We start from the raw sequence: 14,707 nt of genomic DNA, 5'->3' as shown, positions 1-14,707 counted from the left end.
CGATGGCGCGTCGCCGTGCTCCGTCCACTCGCTCGCCCCGTCCAGCGGCCTGCGCTGCCGTAGCTGCCCGGTGGCTGGGAGAGGGCGGGGTGCCCCGCTTTCGTCAGTGCTTGCCGGTGAGATCTGCCGGGAAGTCCGCGCGACGAGTGCGCCTCGCGCGAGACCTGCCGTCGGCTCCGCCCGCGCGCGTCGCGGTGCTCCGTCCACTCGCCGCCTCATCCAGCCCCCCGCCGCCGTAGCCGCCCAGCGGCCGGGAGAGAAGCCGGTTGCCCGCAACCGTCAACCCTTGCCGATCAGATCCGCCGGAAAAGCCCCCGCGACGAGTGCGGCCCGTGCGAACTCCGTTGCCAGCTCCGTCAGCCGTGCCACGCCCTCCGTGCCCAGGTGCTCGTACGGGGCGCGGTCCAGTCGGTCGGTCTCCGTCTCGATCTCCGCGCGGAGCGCGACGCCCCGCTCCGTCAGCTCGCCCTCCCCGTCCAGCAGCCCGCGCTCGCGCAACCGCCCGGACGCCGCGTCCCAGTCCTCCTGGCTCCATCCGCGCGTGCCGAACACCCACTTCGGCGTCATGCCCTTGCCGGTCGCGGTGTGGGTCACCATGGCCTCCAGGCCGTCAAGACCCGCGGACATCAGGACGGCGAGATGTCCGTCGCCGCGGTGCTCGCGCAGCAGTGTGGCCGCGTGGAAGTACGCCAGATGCGGCTGCTCGGGAACCGGCAGGTCGGCGTAGGCGGAGTACAGCGGCCGGGCGGGGCGCGAACAGGCGTCGGCGGCCCGCAGTGCCAGCCGTGCCGCCTCCGCCATCTCCGGCGACGCCACGGCTTCCTCGCCGAGCAGCCGACGCAAAGTCGCATCGACGGCACGCGCGCGTGCGCCCAGGATCTGCGCGGGCGTGGCGGTCTCCCACACGGCGGGCACGTACCGGGCCACGAGCTCGTACTTGTAGTTGTAGAACGTCGCCGTCACCGTGCCCGGCCCGACCGGCCCCAGGGCGGCCGCCCGCACGGCGAAGTTGACGGCCCTCGGGCGCGTGATACCGAGAGCGCCCAGTTCCCTGCCCACGTCGGGTGAGAAGTAGTACGTCGCGTGCAGGGAGTTGAGCCCGTTGTGGCAGCGGCGGCCGGCGCGCGGCTCAAGGGCGGCAGTAGTCATGCCCGGCACATTACCGACTGGTCGGTACGGACTCCAGTGGTGCGTCGCGATGGCAGGAAAGGTGGGCTCCTCGTCATTGCGGCCATGCCCGCACCCGCGAAGAATCGGTCGCATGGCGCAACGAACGGTCCTGGTGCTCCTCTTCGACGACGTCCAAAGCCTCGACGTCACCGGCCCCGTCGAGGTCTTCGCGGGCGCCGAGCTCCACACCCCCGGCACGTACCGCATCCGTACGGCCACCCTGGACGGCGCCCCGGTACGCACCTCCAGCGGCCTGACCCTCGTACCGGACACGTCCCTCGCCGAGGCGTCCGACCCGCACACCCTGCTCGTCCCGGGCGGCCAGGGCACCCGGCGTCCGCGGCGCGACCCCGGCCTGACGGACTGGCTGCGCGACCACGGCCCCCGCGCGCAGCGCCTCGTCTCCGTCTGCACCGGGGCGATCCTGCTCGCCGAGGCGGGCCTGCTCGACGGCCGCCGCGTCACGACCCACTGGGCGTACTGCGACAAACTCGCCCGCGACCACCCGGCCGTCGAGGTCGACCCCGACCCCATCTACGTCCGCGACGGACACGTCGCCACCTCGGCCGGCGTCACCTCGGGCATCGACCTCGCGCTCGCCCTGGTCGAGGAGGACCTGGGCCGCGAGGCGGCGCTGTCCATCGCCCGCCACCTGGTCGTCTTCCTGCGCCGGCCCGGAAACCAGGCCCAGTTCAGCGCCCAGCTCGCCGCGCAGACCGCCCAGCGCGAACCGCTGCGGGAGGTCCAGCAGTGGATCACCGAGCACCCCGCCGGAGACCTCACCGTGGAGTCGCTCGCCGCCCGCGCGAGCCTCTCTCCGCGCCACTTCGCCCGCGCGTTCCGGGCCGAGACCGGCATGACGCCCGGACGGTACGTCGACCGGGTCCGCCTCGAACACGCCCGGCGCCTCCTGGAGGACACCGCCGACGGCGTCGAGGAGATCTCCCGCGCCAGCGGCTACGGCACCTCCGAGGCCATGCGTCGCGCCTTCGTCAGAACCCTCGGAGCGGCTCCGGCCGAGTACCGCCGCCGGTTCCGCTCCGTACCCACCCACTGAAAGGACTTCGATGCAGATCGCCATCGTGCTCTTCGACCGCTTCACCGCCCTCGACGCCGTCGGCCCGTACGAGACCCTCGGGCGCCTCCCGGACGCGGAGACCGTCTTCGTCGCCGAGCGGACCGGCCCCGTCCGCAACGAGTCCGGCAACCTCGCCCTGGTCGCCGACCGGACGCTGGCCGAGGTGACCGCCCCCGACATCGTGGTCGTGCCGGGCGGCCCCGGCCAGACCCCGCAGATGGAGAACACCGTCCTCCTGGACTGGCTGCGCACCGCCGACGCGACCAGCACCTGGACGACGTCCGTGTGCACGGGCTCCCTGCTGCTCGCCGCGGCCGGCCTGCTCGAGGGCCGGCGTGCCACCTCGCACTGGCTGGCCCTGGACTTCCTGAAGCAGTTCGGCGCCGAGCCCACCGGGGAGCGGATGGTCTCCGACGGCAAGTACGTCACCGCGGCCGGTGTCTCCTCCGGCATCGACATGGGCCTGACCCTGCTCGGCAGGATCGCCGGCGACGAACACGCCCAGGCCGTCCAGCTGTTGACCGAGTACGACCCGCAGCCGCCCTACGACGCGGGCTCTCCGGAGAAGGCGCCCGCACGCCTGGTTGCGGAGTGCCGCTCCAGGAGCCGCTTCATCCTGACGTAGTCCAGCCGAAGCGCGGCTGCCTGCGCTCCAGGAAGGCGGCGACCCCCTCCGCGGTGTCGCCGCTGCCGCGCGCCTGCTGAGTCCAGTAGGCGTCCCGGTCGGTGCGCCCGTTCGCGAACTCCTTCGCCGCGGCCTGGGTGAGCTGCGAGCGGGACACCAGGATCCGGGCGAACTCCGCGACCCGCTTGGCGAGTTCGCCCTCGGGCAGCACCTCGTCCACCAGTCCGGTGCGCAGCGCCCGCTCCGCGTCGACCAACTCGCCGGAGAACAGCAGGTACTTCGCGGCGGCCGGACCCACCAGCGACACCAACCTCCTGGTGGAGGACGCCGGATACACGATCCCGAGCTTCGCCGGCGTCACCCCGAACAGCGACCCCTCCTCGGCGAACCGCAGATCACAGGCCGCCGCCAGCTGCGACCCGCCACCGACGCAGTGCCCGCGGACCGCGGCCAGCGTCGGCTTCGGGAAGGCGGCAAGGGCCTCCTCGGCGCGCACCGCGAGCCCCTGCGCCTCCTCCGGCGACCCTCGCAGCGTGGAGATGTCGGCCCCCGCGCAGAACGTCCCGCCCTCCCCGGTCAGCACCAGCGCCCGTACGTCCGGGTCGGCCGCGAGGGTGTCGAGCAGCGGCGGCAGCGCGGCCCACATCGCGGCCGTCATGGCGTTGCGCTTGGCCGGGTGGTGGATGACGACGGTGGCGACCGAGTCGGTGACACCGTGCAGCAGCTGGGGCTCCATGAGCCGGATGCTAGCCGCCCTGCCGACCGCGTGATCAAGTAGTCGGCTGCTACTGCCCGCCCGCGCTGCACCACGCCCAGGGCGACGCGCGGGATGAATCGGACGAGAAGGCCGTCAAACCCGTACAACCCGAAAAGTTCGCGAAGTCGGCTGAAGGGGGCAGGAGTAGTCCCACAACTGACCGTGTCATACGCCAACGGTCATAAGTGCTCGATATCCGCTGACTTGTGTTCAGTCATCCGGGGCACAGCGGATCGTTACCAACACTCGACGTGTGGTGACAATCGAGCGCAAGGGTGGCGACCGGACGATGGAGAACCACGGGCGGGGGACCGACCCACGCCCAGAGGGCGGCGCCGACGAGCCCGGCGACCCGGGGCCGGCCGAGCCGCTGCCGTACGAAGGTGTCTGGCGGTTCACCGCTCCCGCCGTCGACGCCTCCGTCCCGCAGGCGCGACACGCCGTGCGGGACCTGCTGTACCGCCAAGGGGTGCCCGTCTCCGAGGACCTCGTCCACAGCCTGCTGCTGATCGTCTCGGAGCTGGTCACCAACGCCGTAAGGCATGCCGCGCTGCTGTCACCGACACTCGCGGTGGAGGTCGCCGTCGGCGCCGAGTGGGTGCGGGTGTCCGTGGAGGACAACCACCCCTACCGCCCGACCGCCCTGGAGGCCGACCACGGCCAGACCGGCGGCCGGGGGCTGCTTCTGGTGAGCGAGGTCACCCGGGAGGCGGGCGGTGTCTGCGACGTCGAGCACACGGCGAGCGGCGGCAAGGTGATCTGGGCCGCCCTGCCGCTCAAACCCGTACGCGTGCCCTGACCGTCACCAGCCGGCCGAGGGACCCGTCAGCTCCTTGACCGCCGGACGGGCCGCGTCCAGCACGGTCATGAACCACGACGAGAAGGTGTCCTGCGCGTGCCGCTCCGCGAGTTCCGCGGGGGTCACGAAGGCCGTCGTGCCGACCTCCTCCGGGTCCGGCCGCAGCGCGGACTGCACCAGGCCGACGAACAGGTGGTTGTACTCCTGCTCGACCAGGCCGGAGTCCGGGTCGGGGTGGTTGTAGCGGACCGTGCCCGCCTCGGCGAGCAGCGACGGGGACACGCCCAGCTCCTCGTACGTCCGCCGGGCCGCCGCCGCGAAGGGCGCCTCGCCGGGGTAGGGGTGACCGCAGCAGGTGTTGGACCACACGCCGGGGGAGTGGTACTTGCCCAGCGCCCGCTGCTGCAGCAGCAGCCGGCCGCGCTCGTCGAAGAGGAAGACGGAGAAGGCGCGGTGCAACTGCCCCGGCGGCTGGTGGGCGGCGAGCTTCTCCGCGGTGCCGATCGTGACGCCGTTCTCGTCGACCAGTTCCAGCAAAATCGCGTCTGCGGTGCCGTTCGACGGACTGTGCGTCGCGGTGGCAGGTGTGATCGGCATACCCATCCTTCACATCGGTCTTCGCGCCCCAAGTCTGCCGTACGAAACCGGCACTCCCGGCACTTCACGGCACGACCGCATGTCCCGCGCGCGGCGCGGGCCACGGCCGTCACCGGTAGGAGACCGGAAGAGGGGCCCGGTGGTTGATCGTGCCCGGTGCGATCGGCGGGGAACCGTCCGGGCAGCGCTGTGAGGCTTAACGACGCAGGGTCGCGCCGGACGGCTGCATTCCGGCCAGGGGGCGCCTCAGTTGTCTCAATGGCACAGCTTCGCCTCGTGTTCCGCGTGCCCGCCCGGTTCCAGCTGGAAGGTGCAGTGCGCCACGTCGAAGTGGTCGCCCAGGCACTCCTGGAGCTCGTGCAGCATCTTCTCGTGGCCGATCGCACTGAGGACGTCGGAGCGCACGACCACGTGCGCCGACAGCACCGGCATCCCGGACGTGATCGTCCACGCGTGCAGGTCGTGGACGTCCTCGACGCCGTCCAGACCCAGGATGTGCGCGCGTACGTCCGCCATGTCGACGTCCCTGGGGGCCGACTCCAGCAGGACGTCCAGGGTCTCGCGCAGCAGCTTCCAGGTGCGCGGCACGATCATCAGGCCGATGACGAGCGAGGCGATGGGGTCGGCGGCCTGCCAGCCTGTGGCGAGGATCACCAGCGCCGAGACGATCACGGCGAGCGAACCGAGCGCGTCCGCCGCCACCTCCAGGAACGCCCCGCGCACGTTCAGGCTCTCCGACTGGCCGCGCACCAGCAGCGTCAGCGAGATCATGTTCGCGACCAGGCCGATCAGACCGAACACGATGGTCAGCCCGCCCTCGGTGTCGGCCGGCGTGACGAACCGCTGGATCGCCTCGTACAGGACATAGCCGCCGACGCCGAGCAGCAGCAGGCAGTTGGCGAGCGCGGCGAGGATCTCGGCGCGGGCGTACCCGAAGGTGCGGTTGCCGGTCGGCGGGCGGTTCGCGAAGTGGATGGCGAGGAGTGCCATGCCGAGGCCGAGCGCGTCGGTCGCCATGTGGGCGGCGTCCGCGATCAGTGCGAGCGAGTCCGCGAGCATGCCGCCGACGATCTCGACCACCATGACGGTGAGCGTGATCGACAGCGCTACGCGCAGCCGCCCGCGGTACGCCTGCGCGGCCGTACCGGTGGGCGGCGCATGCGCGTGCGAGTGCCCGTGATCGTGCCCAGCCCCCATGACAGCCGCCCTCCTGTATTCCGTCCCGGGATCACAGTGAACTACGGGTGGGGGGTATTGAGCAACGCGGCACTGAACACCGTTGTCATGTGCCCTGACCTGCGGAAACGATATGCAGGTCAGGGCACCCTCAGTTGCTTTCCGGCCGTTGCTCTCCGTGGTGCAGCAGCCAGCCCTGCCATGCCGACTCGACCATCTCGCGCACCCCGCGCCGGGCCGTCCAGCCCAGCTCCTCGGTGGCCCGGGCGGCGGACGCGACCGCACGGGGCGCGTCCCCGGGGCGGCGGGCCTCGACGAGGGGCGGGCGGCGGTCGCCGGTGACCTCGGCGATGACCGTGACCAGCTCGCGCACGGAGACGCCCTCGCCCCGGCCGATGTTCACGGTCAGATCGCCGCTCGCGTTCTTGCCCAGCCTGCGCGCCGCCGCCAGATGCGCCTCAGCGAGGTCGGCGACGTGGATGTAGTCGCGGATGCAGGTGCCGTCCGGCGTCGGATAGTCGGCGCCGAAGATCCGCGGGGCCTCGTCACGGGTGAGCCGGTCGAAGATCATGGGGACGATGTTGAAGACGCCCGTGTCGGCCAGCTCCGGTGCGGCCGCGCCCGCCACGTTGAAGTAGCGCAGGCAGACCGTCGAGATGCCGTGCGCTCTGCCCGCCGCCCGCACCAGCCACTCGCCGGTGAGCTTGGTCTCGCCGTACGGGTTCACCGGCGCGCACGGGGTGTCCTCCGTGATCAGGTCGACGTCCGGGTTGCCGTAGACGGCCGCGGACGAGGAGAACAGGAACTTCCTGATCCCGGCCTCGGCGACCGCATCGAGGAGCGTCGCGAGACCGCCGACGTTCTCCCGGTAGTAGCGGGCGGGCTGCGCCACGGACTCGCCGACCTGCTTGCGCGCCGCGAGGTGGACGACGCCGGTCACCCCGTACTGGCCGAAGACCCGTTTCAGCAGGTCGCCCTCGAGCGACGAGCCCTCGACGAGCGGCACGTCCGCCGGCAGTCGCGCGGGGAATCCGGCCGAGAGGTCGTCCAGCGCGACGACGCGCTCCCCGGCGTCGGTCATGGCCCGCGCCACATGGGCCCCGATGTATCCCGCTCCGCCTGTGATCAGCCATGTCATGGTCGCCCACCCTATGTCGACATCGTGAGGCGATCCCCAATGTCCGGGATGCCGTGATCTGGGCAGCGCGGTTTGTGGGCGGGACGTCGAATCACCCATGATGATCGCGGCAAAGGCCAGTGGAGACGGCGTTGATCAGTCCGTGAACGGGCGGTGAACGGAGCTCTCCGAGCATCCGATAGCCTCTGCCGACATGCCGCCCGCCTGGTGCAGCCAAGGGGCGCCCCCATCGTGCACATGACCGGCGCCAGCGCGTCGGCACCCAGGGAGTGAGTTCGGTTGTCGACCGCCATCCTCACCGGTCAGCCGGTCCCCGGATCGTCGATCGAGGGCGATCTGCGGTCCCTCGGCTACGACGTACGGGTCGCCTCCGACGCCGTCGACGCCGAGACGCTCCTCGCCCAGGTCCCCGGCGACCAGCGGGTCGCCGTGGTCGACTCCCGCTTCGTGGGCCACGTGCACGCACTGCGCCTCGGCCTCACCGACCCCCGCTTCCCGCTCGCCGCGGTCTCCGGCGCCCTCACGGCCCAGCCGGCCGGCCGCCAGGCGCTGACCCGCGCGATGGCTCGCGAGAACTCGGCGGGCGGCGGCACCGCGGTCGCCGTCGACAGCCTCGCCGACCGCATAGTCACCGCCCTCGACGCCGACGGCACCGACGTCCACCGCCCCGAACTGGGCAGCCTGGTGGCCGAAGTTCCGGCCGACCCGCAGGCCCGCAACGAGGCACGGCAGGCGGTCGCCGCCGTCGACGACGAGGCCGTACGCCTGAAGTCGGCCGTGAAGTCCCGTGACGGCTTCTTCACCACGTTCTGCATCAGCCCGTACTCCCGCTACATCGCCCGCTGGTGTGCCCGCCGGGGCCTGACTCCGAACCAGGTCACCACCGCCTCCCTGCTCACCGCGCTGATCGCGGCGGGTTGCGCGGCCACCGGCACCCGCCTCGGCTTCGTCGCGGCCGGCGTCCTGCTCATCGCGTCCTTCGTCCTGGACTGCACCGACGGCCAGTTGGCCCGCTACTCCCTGCAGTACTCCACGCTCGGCGCCTGGCTCGACGCCACCTTCGACCGGGCCAAGGAGTACGCCTACTACGCCGGCCTCGCCCTCGGAGCGGCCCGCGGTGGCGACGACGTATGGGCCCTCGCCCTCGGCGCGATGATCCTGCAGACCTGCCGGCACGTCGTCGACTTCTCCTTCAACGAGGCGAACCACGACGCCACCGCCAACACCAGCCCCACAGCGGCCCTTTCGGACAAGCTGGACAGCGTCGGCTGGACGGTGTGGGTACGGCGCATGATCGTGCTCCCGATCGGCGAGCGCTGGGCGATGATCGCCGTCCTGACCGCGGTGACGACTCCCCGCATCACCTTCTACGTCCTGTTGATCGGCTGCGCCTTCGCGGCGACGTACACGACGGCGGGCCGCGTGCTGCGGTCGCTGACCCGCAAGGCCCGGCGCACCGACCGGGCGGCGCAGGCGCTGGCGGACCTCGCGGACAACGGACCCCTGGCCGGACTCACGGCGCGTGTGTCGCGCGCCCCTCTCGGAGCCCCGCTGCTGGTGGCGCTGGGCGGCACGGCAGTCCTGGCCGTCGCCCTCTTCTCCGGCGTGACCTGGGCGCCCGTCGCGGGTGCCGTCGTCTACACGTTCGCGGCCGGCCAGGCGCTGCACCGCCCCCTCAAGGGCGCCCTCGACTGGCTGGTCCCGCCGCTGTTCCGGTTCGCCGAATACGGCACCGTCCTCGTACTCGCAGCCAAAGCGGACGTGAACGGAGCCCTTCCTGCGGCTTTCGGCCTGGTGGCGGCCGTCGCCTACCATCACTACGACACGGTGTACCGCATCCGCGGCAACGCCGGAGCGCCCCCGGCCTGGCTGGTGCGCGCCATCGGGGGGCACGACGGGCGGACGCTGCTCGTCACCGTTCTCGCCGCCGCGCTCACCGCGTCGCAGTTCACGGTCGCGCTCACGGTGCTCGCCGTGGCCGTGGCCCTGCTGGTGCTCGTGGAGAGCATCCGCTTCTGGGTGTCCGCTGGGGCGCCCGCCGTACACGATGAAGGAGAACCCGCATGATCGGCCTCGTGCTGGCGGCCGGCGCCGGACGGCGTCTGCGCCCCTACACCGACAGCCTGCCCAAGGCTCTGGTGCCGGTGGGGCCCGCGGGCATAGAGGGCGAACCGACGGTCCTGGACCTGACGCTCGGCAACTTCGCCGAGATCGGTCTGACCGAGGTCGCGATCATCGTCGGCTACCGCAAGGAGGCCGTGTACGAGCGCAAGGCCGCCCTGGAGCAGAAGTACGGCCTCAAGCTCACCCTCATCGACAACGACAAGGCCGAGGAGTGGAACAACGCCTACTCCCTGTGGTGCGGCCGTGACGCCCTCAAGGACGGCGTGATCCTCGCCAACGGCGACACCGTGCACCCGGTCTCCGTCGAGAGGACGCTGCTCGCCGCCCGCGGCGAGGGCAGGAAGATCATCCTCGCCCTGGACACGGTGAAGAACCTGGCGGACGAGGAGATGAAGGTCGTCGTCGACCCCGCGCAGGGGATGACGAAGATCACCAAGCTGATGGACCCGGCCGAGGCCACCGGCGAGTACATCGGCGTCACCCTCATCGAGGGCGACGCGGCACCCGAACTGGCCGACGCCCTCAAGGCGGTCTGGGAGACCGACCCGCAGCAGTTCTACGAGCACGGGTACCAGGAACTCGTGAACCGCGGCTTCCGGATCGACGTGGCGCCGATCGGCGACGTCAAGTGGGTCGAGATCGACAACCACGACGATCTGGCCAAGGGACGGGAGATCGCGTGCCAGTACTGACGAGGCTGATTCCTTCGCCGCTCGTCGTGGACATCCGCCCGGGTGCCCTCGACGACCTGGCGTGCGTGCTGGCCGACGAGCGGATCTCGCAGTCCGGGAAGCTCGCCGTAGCGGTCAGCGGCGGCTCCGGCGCCAAGCTGCGCCGCCGGCTCGAGCCGACCCTGCCGGGCGCCACCTGGTACGAGGTCGGCGGCGGCACCCTCGACGACGCGATCCGACTGGCCGGTGACATGAAGGCCGGGCACTACGACGCGGTCGTGGGCCTCGGCGGCGGCAAGATCATCGACTGTGCCAAGTTCGCCGCGGCGCGCATCGGCCTGCCGCTGGTCGCCGTACCGACGAACCTCGCGCACGACGGCCTGTGCTCGCCGGTCGCGACCCTCGACAACGACGCGGGCCGCGGTTCCTACGGTGTGCCCAACCCGATAGCGGCCGTCATCGACCTCGACGTCATCCGCGAGGCGCCGGTGCGCTTCGTGCGCGCGGGCATCGGCGACGCGATCTCCAACATCAACGCGATCGCGGACTGGGAGCTCGCGAACCGTGTCAAGGGCGAGAAGATCGACGGGCTCGCGGCCGCCATGGCCCGCCAGGCCGGCGAGGCGGTGCTGCGGCACCCGGGCGGCGTCGGGGACAACCGCTTCCTCCAGGTGCTCGCCGAGGCCCTGGTCCTCACGGGCGTCGCGATGTCGATCTCGGGCGACTCACGCCCCGCCTCGGGCTCCTGCCACGAGATCAACCACGCCTTCGACCTGCTGTTCCCCAAGCGTGCTGCCGCCCACGGCGAGCAGTGCGGACTCGGCGCGGCCTTCGCGATGTACCTGCGCGGCGCCCACGAGGAGTCGGCGTACATGGCAGAGGTGCTGCGCCGGCACGGGCTGCCGGTACTGCCGGAGGAGATCGGCTTCACCGTGGACGAGTTCGTCCGCGTCGTGGAGTTCGCTCCCCAGACCCGGCCCGGCCGCTACACGATCATCGAACATCTCGACCTCAAGACCGACCAGATCAAGGACATCTACGCCGACTATGTCAAGGCCATCGGTAGCTGAACTCCGCCCGGTCGTCCACCCCGCAGGGGTCAAGGACCGGCGAAGCGGTGAGCACTGGATGGGACGCCTCTACATGCGTGAGGTGTCCCTGCGGGTCGACCGCTACCTGGTGAACACCAGGGTCACGCCCAACCAGCTCACGTACCTGATGACCGTCTTCGGCGTGCTCGCGGCCCCGGCCCTGCTGGTGCCGGGGATCGCGGGCGCGGTGCTGGGCGTGGTGTGCGTCCAGATGTATCTGCTGCTGGACTGCGTCGACGGCGAGATCGCGCGCTGGAAGAAGCAGTACTCGCTGAACGGGGTCTACCTCGACCGCGTCGGCGCCTACCTCACCGACGCCGCCGTGCTGGTCGGCTTCGGGCTGCGCGCCGCCGATCCGTGGGGCAGCGGCCGTATCGACTGGCTGTGGGCCTTCCTCGGCACCCTGGCCGCGCTCGGAGCCATCCTGATCAAGGCGGAGACCGACCTGGTCGGCGTCGCCCGGCACCAGGCCGGGAAGCCGCCCGTCCAGGAGGCCGCCGCCGAGATGCGCTCCTCGGGCATGGCGCTGGCCCGCCGGGCCGCCGCCGCGTTCAAGTTCCACCGGCTGGTCCTCGGCATCGAGGCGTCCCTGCTGATCCTGGTCCTGGCGATCGTGGACCAGATGCGCGGCGACCTCTTCTTCACACGGCTCGGCGTCGCGGTGCTGGCCGGCATCGCGCTCCTGCAGACGCTGCTGCACCTCGTGTCCATCCTCGCCTCCAGCAGGCTGAAGTGAGCGGCATGAAGGTCGGCGCGGTGATCATCACGATGGGCAACCGCCCCGACGAACTCAGGGCCCTGCTCGACTCGGTCGCCAAGCAGGACGGCGACAAGGTCGAGGCGGTCGTCGTCGGCAACGGCTCGCCCGTCCCGGACGTCCCCGAAGGCGTCCGTACGATCGAGCTGCCCGAGAACCTCGGCATCCCCGGCGGTCGCAACGTCGGCATGGAAGCCTTCGGCCCCAGCGGCCGCGACGTCGACATATTGATGTTCCTCGACGACGACGGGCTCCTCGCCCAGCACGACACCGCCGAGCTGTGCCGCCAGGCCTTCGAGGCGGACCCGAAGCTCGGCATCATCAGCTTCCGTATCGCCGACCCCGAGACGGGGGTCACCCAGCGCCGCCACGTCCCGCGGCTGCGGGCCGCCGACCCGATGCGCTCCTCCCGGGTCACCACCTTCCTCGGCGGCGCCAACGCGGTCCGTACGAAGGTCTTCGCCGAAGTCGGCGGGCTCCCGGACGAATTCTTCTACGCCCACGAGGAAACCGACCTCGCATGGCGTGCCCTCGACGCGGGCTGGATGATCGACTACCGGTCCGACATGGTGCTGTACCACCCGACGACCGCACCCTCGCGGCACGCGGTCTACCACCGCATGGTCGCCCGCAACCGCGTCTGGCTGGCCCGCCGCAACCTCCCGGCGCTCCTGGTTCCGGTCTACCTCGGCGTCTGGCTGCTGCTCACCCTCGTCCGCCGCCCCTCGCGGCCCGCCCTGAAAGCATGGTTCGGCGGGTTCCGGGAAGGCTGGACCACTCCGTGCGGGCCGCGCAGGCCCATGAAGTGGCGTACGGTGTGGCGGCTGACTCGACTGGGCCGGCCTCCGGTGATCTGACAAGCTCGTTCCTGAGAGCAATCGGGCCCCACCGGGGTCCCAGGCTCATGCCATGCCCGTACAGGCTGCGCATCTCGAAGACGAAAGTTTCCACTAGTGAGTGAGACAACACACGACGGCACGGTCGCCCTCAGCGCCTCCGTGTCGCCCGACGAGGGCCTCGGGGCGGGGCAACTCGCCACCAAGTACGGGCTGACCGTGAGCGGTGCCCGGCCGTCCCTCGTCGAGTACGTCCGCCAGCTCTGGGACCGGCGTCACTTCATCCTCGCCTTCTCCCGCGCGAAGCTGACCGCCCAGTACAGCCAGGCCAAGCTCGGCCAGCTGTGGCAGGTCGCGACGCCGCTGCTGAACGCGGCCGTGTACTTCTTCATCTTCGGCGTCATCCTGAACGCCAGCCGGGGCATGTCGAAGGAGGTGTACATCCCGTTCCTGGTCACGGGCGTCTTCGTGTTCACCTTCACGCAGAGCTCGGTGATGGCGGGCGTACGCGCGATCTCCGGCAACCTCGGCCTGGTCCGCGCGCTGCACTTCCCGCGCGCCTCGCTGCCGATCTCCTTCGCGCTGCAGCAGCTCCAGCAGCTGCTGTTCTCGATGATCGTGCTGTTCGCCGTCGCGATCGGCTTCGGCAGCTATCCGGACCTGTCCTGGGCGCTGATCGTCCCGATTCTCGCGCTGCAGTTCCTCTTCAACACAGGCCTGGCGCTGATCATGGCCCGCGCGGGCGCCAAGACCCCGGACCTGGCCCAGCTGATGCCTTTCATCATGCGGACGTGGATGTACGCGTCCGGCGTGATGTTCTCCATCCCGATCATGCTGGCCGACAAGCCGCAGTGGGTGGCGACGGTCCTGCAGTGGAACCCGGCCTCCATCTACATGGACCTGATGCGCTTCGCGCTGATCGAGGGTTACGACGCGGAGAACCTCCCCGACCACGTCTGGGCGGCCGCGGGCGGCTGGGCCCTGCTCATCGCCCTCGGCGGCTTCGTGTACTTCTGGAAGGCGGAGGAGAGGTACGGCCGTGGCTGAGCAGCAGACCGACCAGCAGATCGACGAGCAGATCGATCAGCCGATCGACCAGCAGACCGGCGAGCGGATCCCCACCGTCATCGCCGACGAACTGCACATCGTCTACCGCGTCCACGGCGCGAAGACCGGCAAGGGCAGCGCCACCGCCGCCCTCAGCCGCATCGTCAAGCGAGGCTCCGACGACACGGCGCGCGGCGTGCGCAAGGTGCACGCCGTCAAGGGCGTCTCCTTCGTCTCCTACCGCGGCGAGGCCATCGGCCTGATCGGATCCAACGGCTCCGGCAAGTCGACCCTGCTGCGCGCCATCGCCGGCCTGCTCCCGGCGGAGAAGGGCCGCGTCTACACCAACGGCCAGCCCTCGCTGCTGGGCGTGAACGCGGCTTTGATGAACGACCTGACGGGCGAGCGCAACGTCATATTGGGCGGGCTCGCGATGGGGATGACCCGCGAGCAGATCAGGGAGCGCTACCAGGAGATCGTCGACTTCTCGGGCATCAACGAGAAGGGCGACTTCATCACCCTCCCGATGCGCACCTACTCCTCCGGCATGGCGGCCCGCCTGCGCTTTTCCATCGCCGCGGCCAAGGATCACGACGTGCTGATGATCGACGAGGCCCTCGCCACCGGTGACCGCAAGTTCCAGAAGCGCTCCGAGGAACGCATCCGTGAGCTGCGCAAGGAAGCCGGCACCGTGTTCCTCGTCAGTCACAACAACAAGTCGATCCGGGACACCTGCGACCGCGTTTTGTGGCTGGAACGCGGCGAGCTGCGCATGGACGGGCCCACCGAAGAGGTCCTCAAGGAGTACGAGAAGTTCACGGGCAAGTAGTCCACTGCGATA

The 14,707-nt window shown here is 70.7% G+C and carries 15 protein-coding genes; 10 read left to right on the top strand and 5 right to left on the bottom strand.

The annotated features are described in order from the left end of the window. Nucleotides 1–279: 279 nt before the first annotated feature. Nucleotides 280–1,149 carry an SCO6745 family protein gene (locus tag OG303_RS10490; RefSeq protein ID WP_405867144.1) on the bottom strand — a complete coding sequence of 290 codons (870 nt, stop codon included), beginning with the start codon at nucleotides 1,147–1,149 and terminating at the stop codon, nucleotides 280–282. A gap of 112 nt (nucleotides 1,150–1,261) precedes the next feature. Between OG303_RS10490 and OG303_RS10485 the strand changes: the two genes are divergently transcribed. Then, nucleotides 1,262–2,227 carry a GlxA family transcriptional regulator gene (locus tag OG303_RS10485; protein ID WP_405867142.1) on the top strand — a complete coding sequence of 322 codons (966 nt, stop codon included), beginning with the start codon at nucleotides 1,262–1,264 and terminating at the stop codon, nucleotides 2,225–2,227. A 10-nt stretch (nucleotides 2,228–2,237) separates the two neighbouring features. Next, complete coding sequence (locus tag OG303_RS10480; protein WP_405867140.1) at nucleotides 2,238–2,873, top strand: DJ-1/PfpI family protein; 636 nt, start codon at nucleotides 2,238–2,240, stop codon at nucleotides 2,871–2,873. On the opposite strand, the gene OG303_RS10475 is transcribed toward OG303_RS10480, so the two are convergent. Beyond that, on the bottom strand, nucleotides 2,860–3,609 hold the full coding sequence (locus tag OG303_RS10475) for an enoyl-CoA hydratase/isomerase family protein (protein WP_405867138.1): 750 nt from the start codon (nucleotides 3,607–3,609) through the stop codon (nucleotides 2,860–2,862). The two genes, OG303_RS10480 and OG303_RS10475, sit on opposite strands and share 14 nt — an antisense overlap. A 310-nt stretch (nucleotides 3,610–3,919) precedes the next feature. On the opposite strand from OG303_RS10475, the gene OG303_RS10470 reads away from it, so the two are divergent. Beyond that, nucleotides 3,920–4,429: an ATP-binding protein gene (locus OG303_RS10470; protein ID WP_405877173.1), complete on the top strand. Its 510-nt coding sequence runs from the start codon at nucleotides 3,920–3,922 to the stop codon at nucleotides 4,427–4,429. 3 nt (nucleotides 4,430–4,432) lie between these two features. On the opposite strand, the gene idi is transcribed toward OG303_RS10470, so the two are convergent. The 3 genes from idi to galE form a co-directional block, all read right to left on the bottom strand. Next, on the bottom strand, nucleotides 4,433–5,026 hold the full coding sequence (idi, locus tag OG303_RS10465; RefSeq protein WP_405867136.1) for an isopentenyl-diphosphate Delta-isomerase: 594 nt from the start codon (nucleotides 5,024–5,026) through the stop codon (nucleotides 4,433–4,435). A 255-nt stretch (nucleotides 5,027–5,281) separates the two neighbouring features. Then, the gene (locus OG303_RS10460; RefSeq protein WP_405867134.1) at nucleotides 5,282–6,223 is read right to left on the bottom strand and encodes a cation diffusion facilitator family transporter; all 942 of its coding nucleotides are present in this window, start codon (nucleotides 6,221–6,223) and stop codon (nucleotides 5,282–5,284) included. 130 nt (nucleotides 6,224–6,353) lie between these two features. Further along, the gene (gene galE, locus OG303_RS10455) at nucleotides 6,354–7,340 is read right to left on the bottom strand and encodes a UDP-glucose 4-epimerase GalE (RefSeq protein ID WP_405867132.1); all 987 of its coding nucleotides are present in this window, start codon (nucleotides 7,338–7,340) and stop codon (nucleotides 6,354–6,356) included. Between the two features lie 279 nt (nucleotides 7,341–7,619). Here galE and OG303_RS10450 point away from each other — a divergent pair, with 279 nt between their 5' ends. The 7 genes from OG303_RS10450 to OG303_RS10420 all read left to right on the top strand — a co-directional run bounded on the left by OG303_RS10450 (nucleotide 7,620) and on the right by OG303_RS10420 (nucleotide 14,695). Next, complete coding sequence (locus tag OG303_RS10450) at nucleotides 7,620–9,407, top strand: DUF5941 domain-containing protein (RefSeq protein WP_405867130.1); 1,788 nt, start codon at nucleotides 7,620–7,622, stop codon at nucleotides 9,405–9,407. Continuing rightward, on the top strand, nucleotides 9,404–10,156 hold the full coding sequence (locus tag OG303_RS10445) for a sugar phosphate nucleotidyltransferase (RefSeq protein ID WP_405867128.1): 753 nt from the start codon (nucleotides 9,404–9,406) through the stop codon (nucleotides 10,154–10,156). Before OG303_RS10450 ends, OG303_RS10445 begins: the two co-directional genes overlap by 4 nt. Further along, a complete protein-coding gene (locus OG303_RS10440) occupies nucleotides 10,144–11,205 on the top strand; it encodes an iron-containing alcohol dehydrogenase family protein (RefSeq protein ID WP_405867126.1) in 1,062 nt (353 codons plus the stop codon). Before OG303_RS10445 ends, OG303_RS10440 begins: the two co-directional genes overlap by 13 nt. Continuing rightward, nucleotides 11,183–11,962 (top strand): CDP-alcohol phosphatidyltransferase family protein, encoded by a 780-nt coding sequence (locus OG303_RS10435; RefSeq protein ID WP_405867124.1) that lies wholly within the window; start codon nucleotides 11,183–11,185, stop codon nucleotides 11,960–11,962. Before OG303_RS10440 ends, OG303_RS10435 begins: the two co-directional genes overlap by 23 nt. 5 nt (nucleotides 11,963–11,967) lie before the next feature. After that, on the top strand, nucleotides 11,968–12,840 hold the full coding sequence (locus OG303_RS10430) for a glycosyltransferase family 2 protein (protein WP_405877171.1): 873 nt from the start codon (nucleotides 11,968–11,970) through the stop codon (nucleotides 12,838–12,840). Nucleotides 12,841–12,936: 96 nt separating this feature from the next. Further along, the gene (locus OG303_RS10425) at nucleotides 12,937–13,866 is read left to right on the top strand and encodes an ABC transporter permease (RefSeq protein WP_405867122.1); all 930 of its coding nucleotides are present in this window, start codon (nucleotides 12,937–12,939) and stop codon (nucleotides 13,864–13,866) included. A gap of 31 nt (nucleotides 13,867–13,897) precedes the next feature. Next, on the top strand, nucleotides 13,898–14,695 hold the full coding sequence (locus OG303_RS10420) for an ABC transporter ATP-binding protein (RefSeq protein ID WP_405877169.1): 798 nt from the start codon (nucleotides 13,898–13,900) through the stop codon (nucleotides 14,693–14,695). Nucleotides 14,696–14,707: the final 12 nt, after the last annotated feature.

Source organism: Streptomyces sp. NBC_00005 (assembly GCF_045160215.1).
Lineage (GTDB): Bacteria > Actinomycetota > Actinomycetes > Streptomycetales > Streptomycetaceae > Streptomyces.
The sequence above is the reverse complement of the archived record's forward strand: the minus strand, read 5'-3'. Positions and strand labels throughout refer to the sequence as shown.

Excerpts from the sequence above, each read along its gene's own strand:
- OG303_RS10490 (WP_405867144.1), bottom strand. The coding sequence starts at position 1,149 with ATGACTACTGCCGCCCTTGAGCCGCGCGCCGGCCGCCGCTGCCACAAC.
- OG303_RS10485 (WP_405867142.1), top strand. The coding sequence starts at position 1,262 with ATGGCGCAACGAACGGTCCTGGTGCTCCTCTTCGACGACGTCCAAAGC.
- OG303_RS10480 (WP_405867140.1), top strand. The coding sequence starts at position 2,238 with ATGCAGATCGCCATCGTGCTCTTCGACCGCTTCACCGCCCTCGACGCC.
- OG303_RS10475 (WP_405867138.1), bottom strand. The coding sequence starts at position 3,609 with ATGGAGCCCCAGCTGCTGCACGGTGTCACCGACTCGGTCGCCACCGTC.
- OG303_RS10470 (WP_405877173.1), top strand. The coding sequence starts at position 3,920 with ATGGAGAACCACGGGCGGGGGACCGACCCACGCCCAGAGGGCGGCGCC.
- idi (WP_405867136.1), bottom strand. The coding sequence starts at position 5,026 with ATGCCGATCACACCTGCCACCGCGACGCACAGTCCGTCGAACGGCACC.
- OG303_RS10460 (WP_405867134.1), bottom strand. The coding sequence starts at position 6,223 with ATGGGGGCTGGGCACGATCACGGGCACTCGCACGCGCATGCGCCGCCC.
- galE (WP_405867132.1), bottom strand. The coding sequence starts at position 7,340 with ATGACATGGCTGATCACAGGCGGAGCGGGATACATCGGGGCCCATGTG.
- OG303_RS10445 (WP_405867128.1), top strand. The coding sequence starts at position 9,404 with ATGATCGGCCTCGTGCTGGCGGCCGGCGCCGGACGGCGTCTGCGCCCC.
- OG303_RS10435 (WP_405867124.1), top strand. The coding sequence starts at position 11,183 with ATGTCAAGGCCATCGGTAGCTGAACTCCGCCCGGTCGTCCACCCCGCA.
- OG303_RS10430 (WP_405877171.1), top strand. The coding sequence starts at position 11,968 with ATGAAGGTCGGCGCGGTGATCATCACGATGGGCAACCGCCCCGACGAA.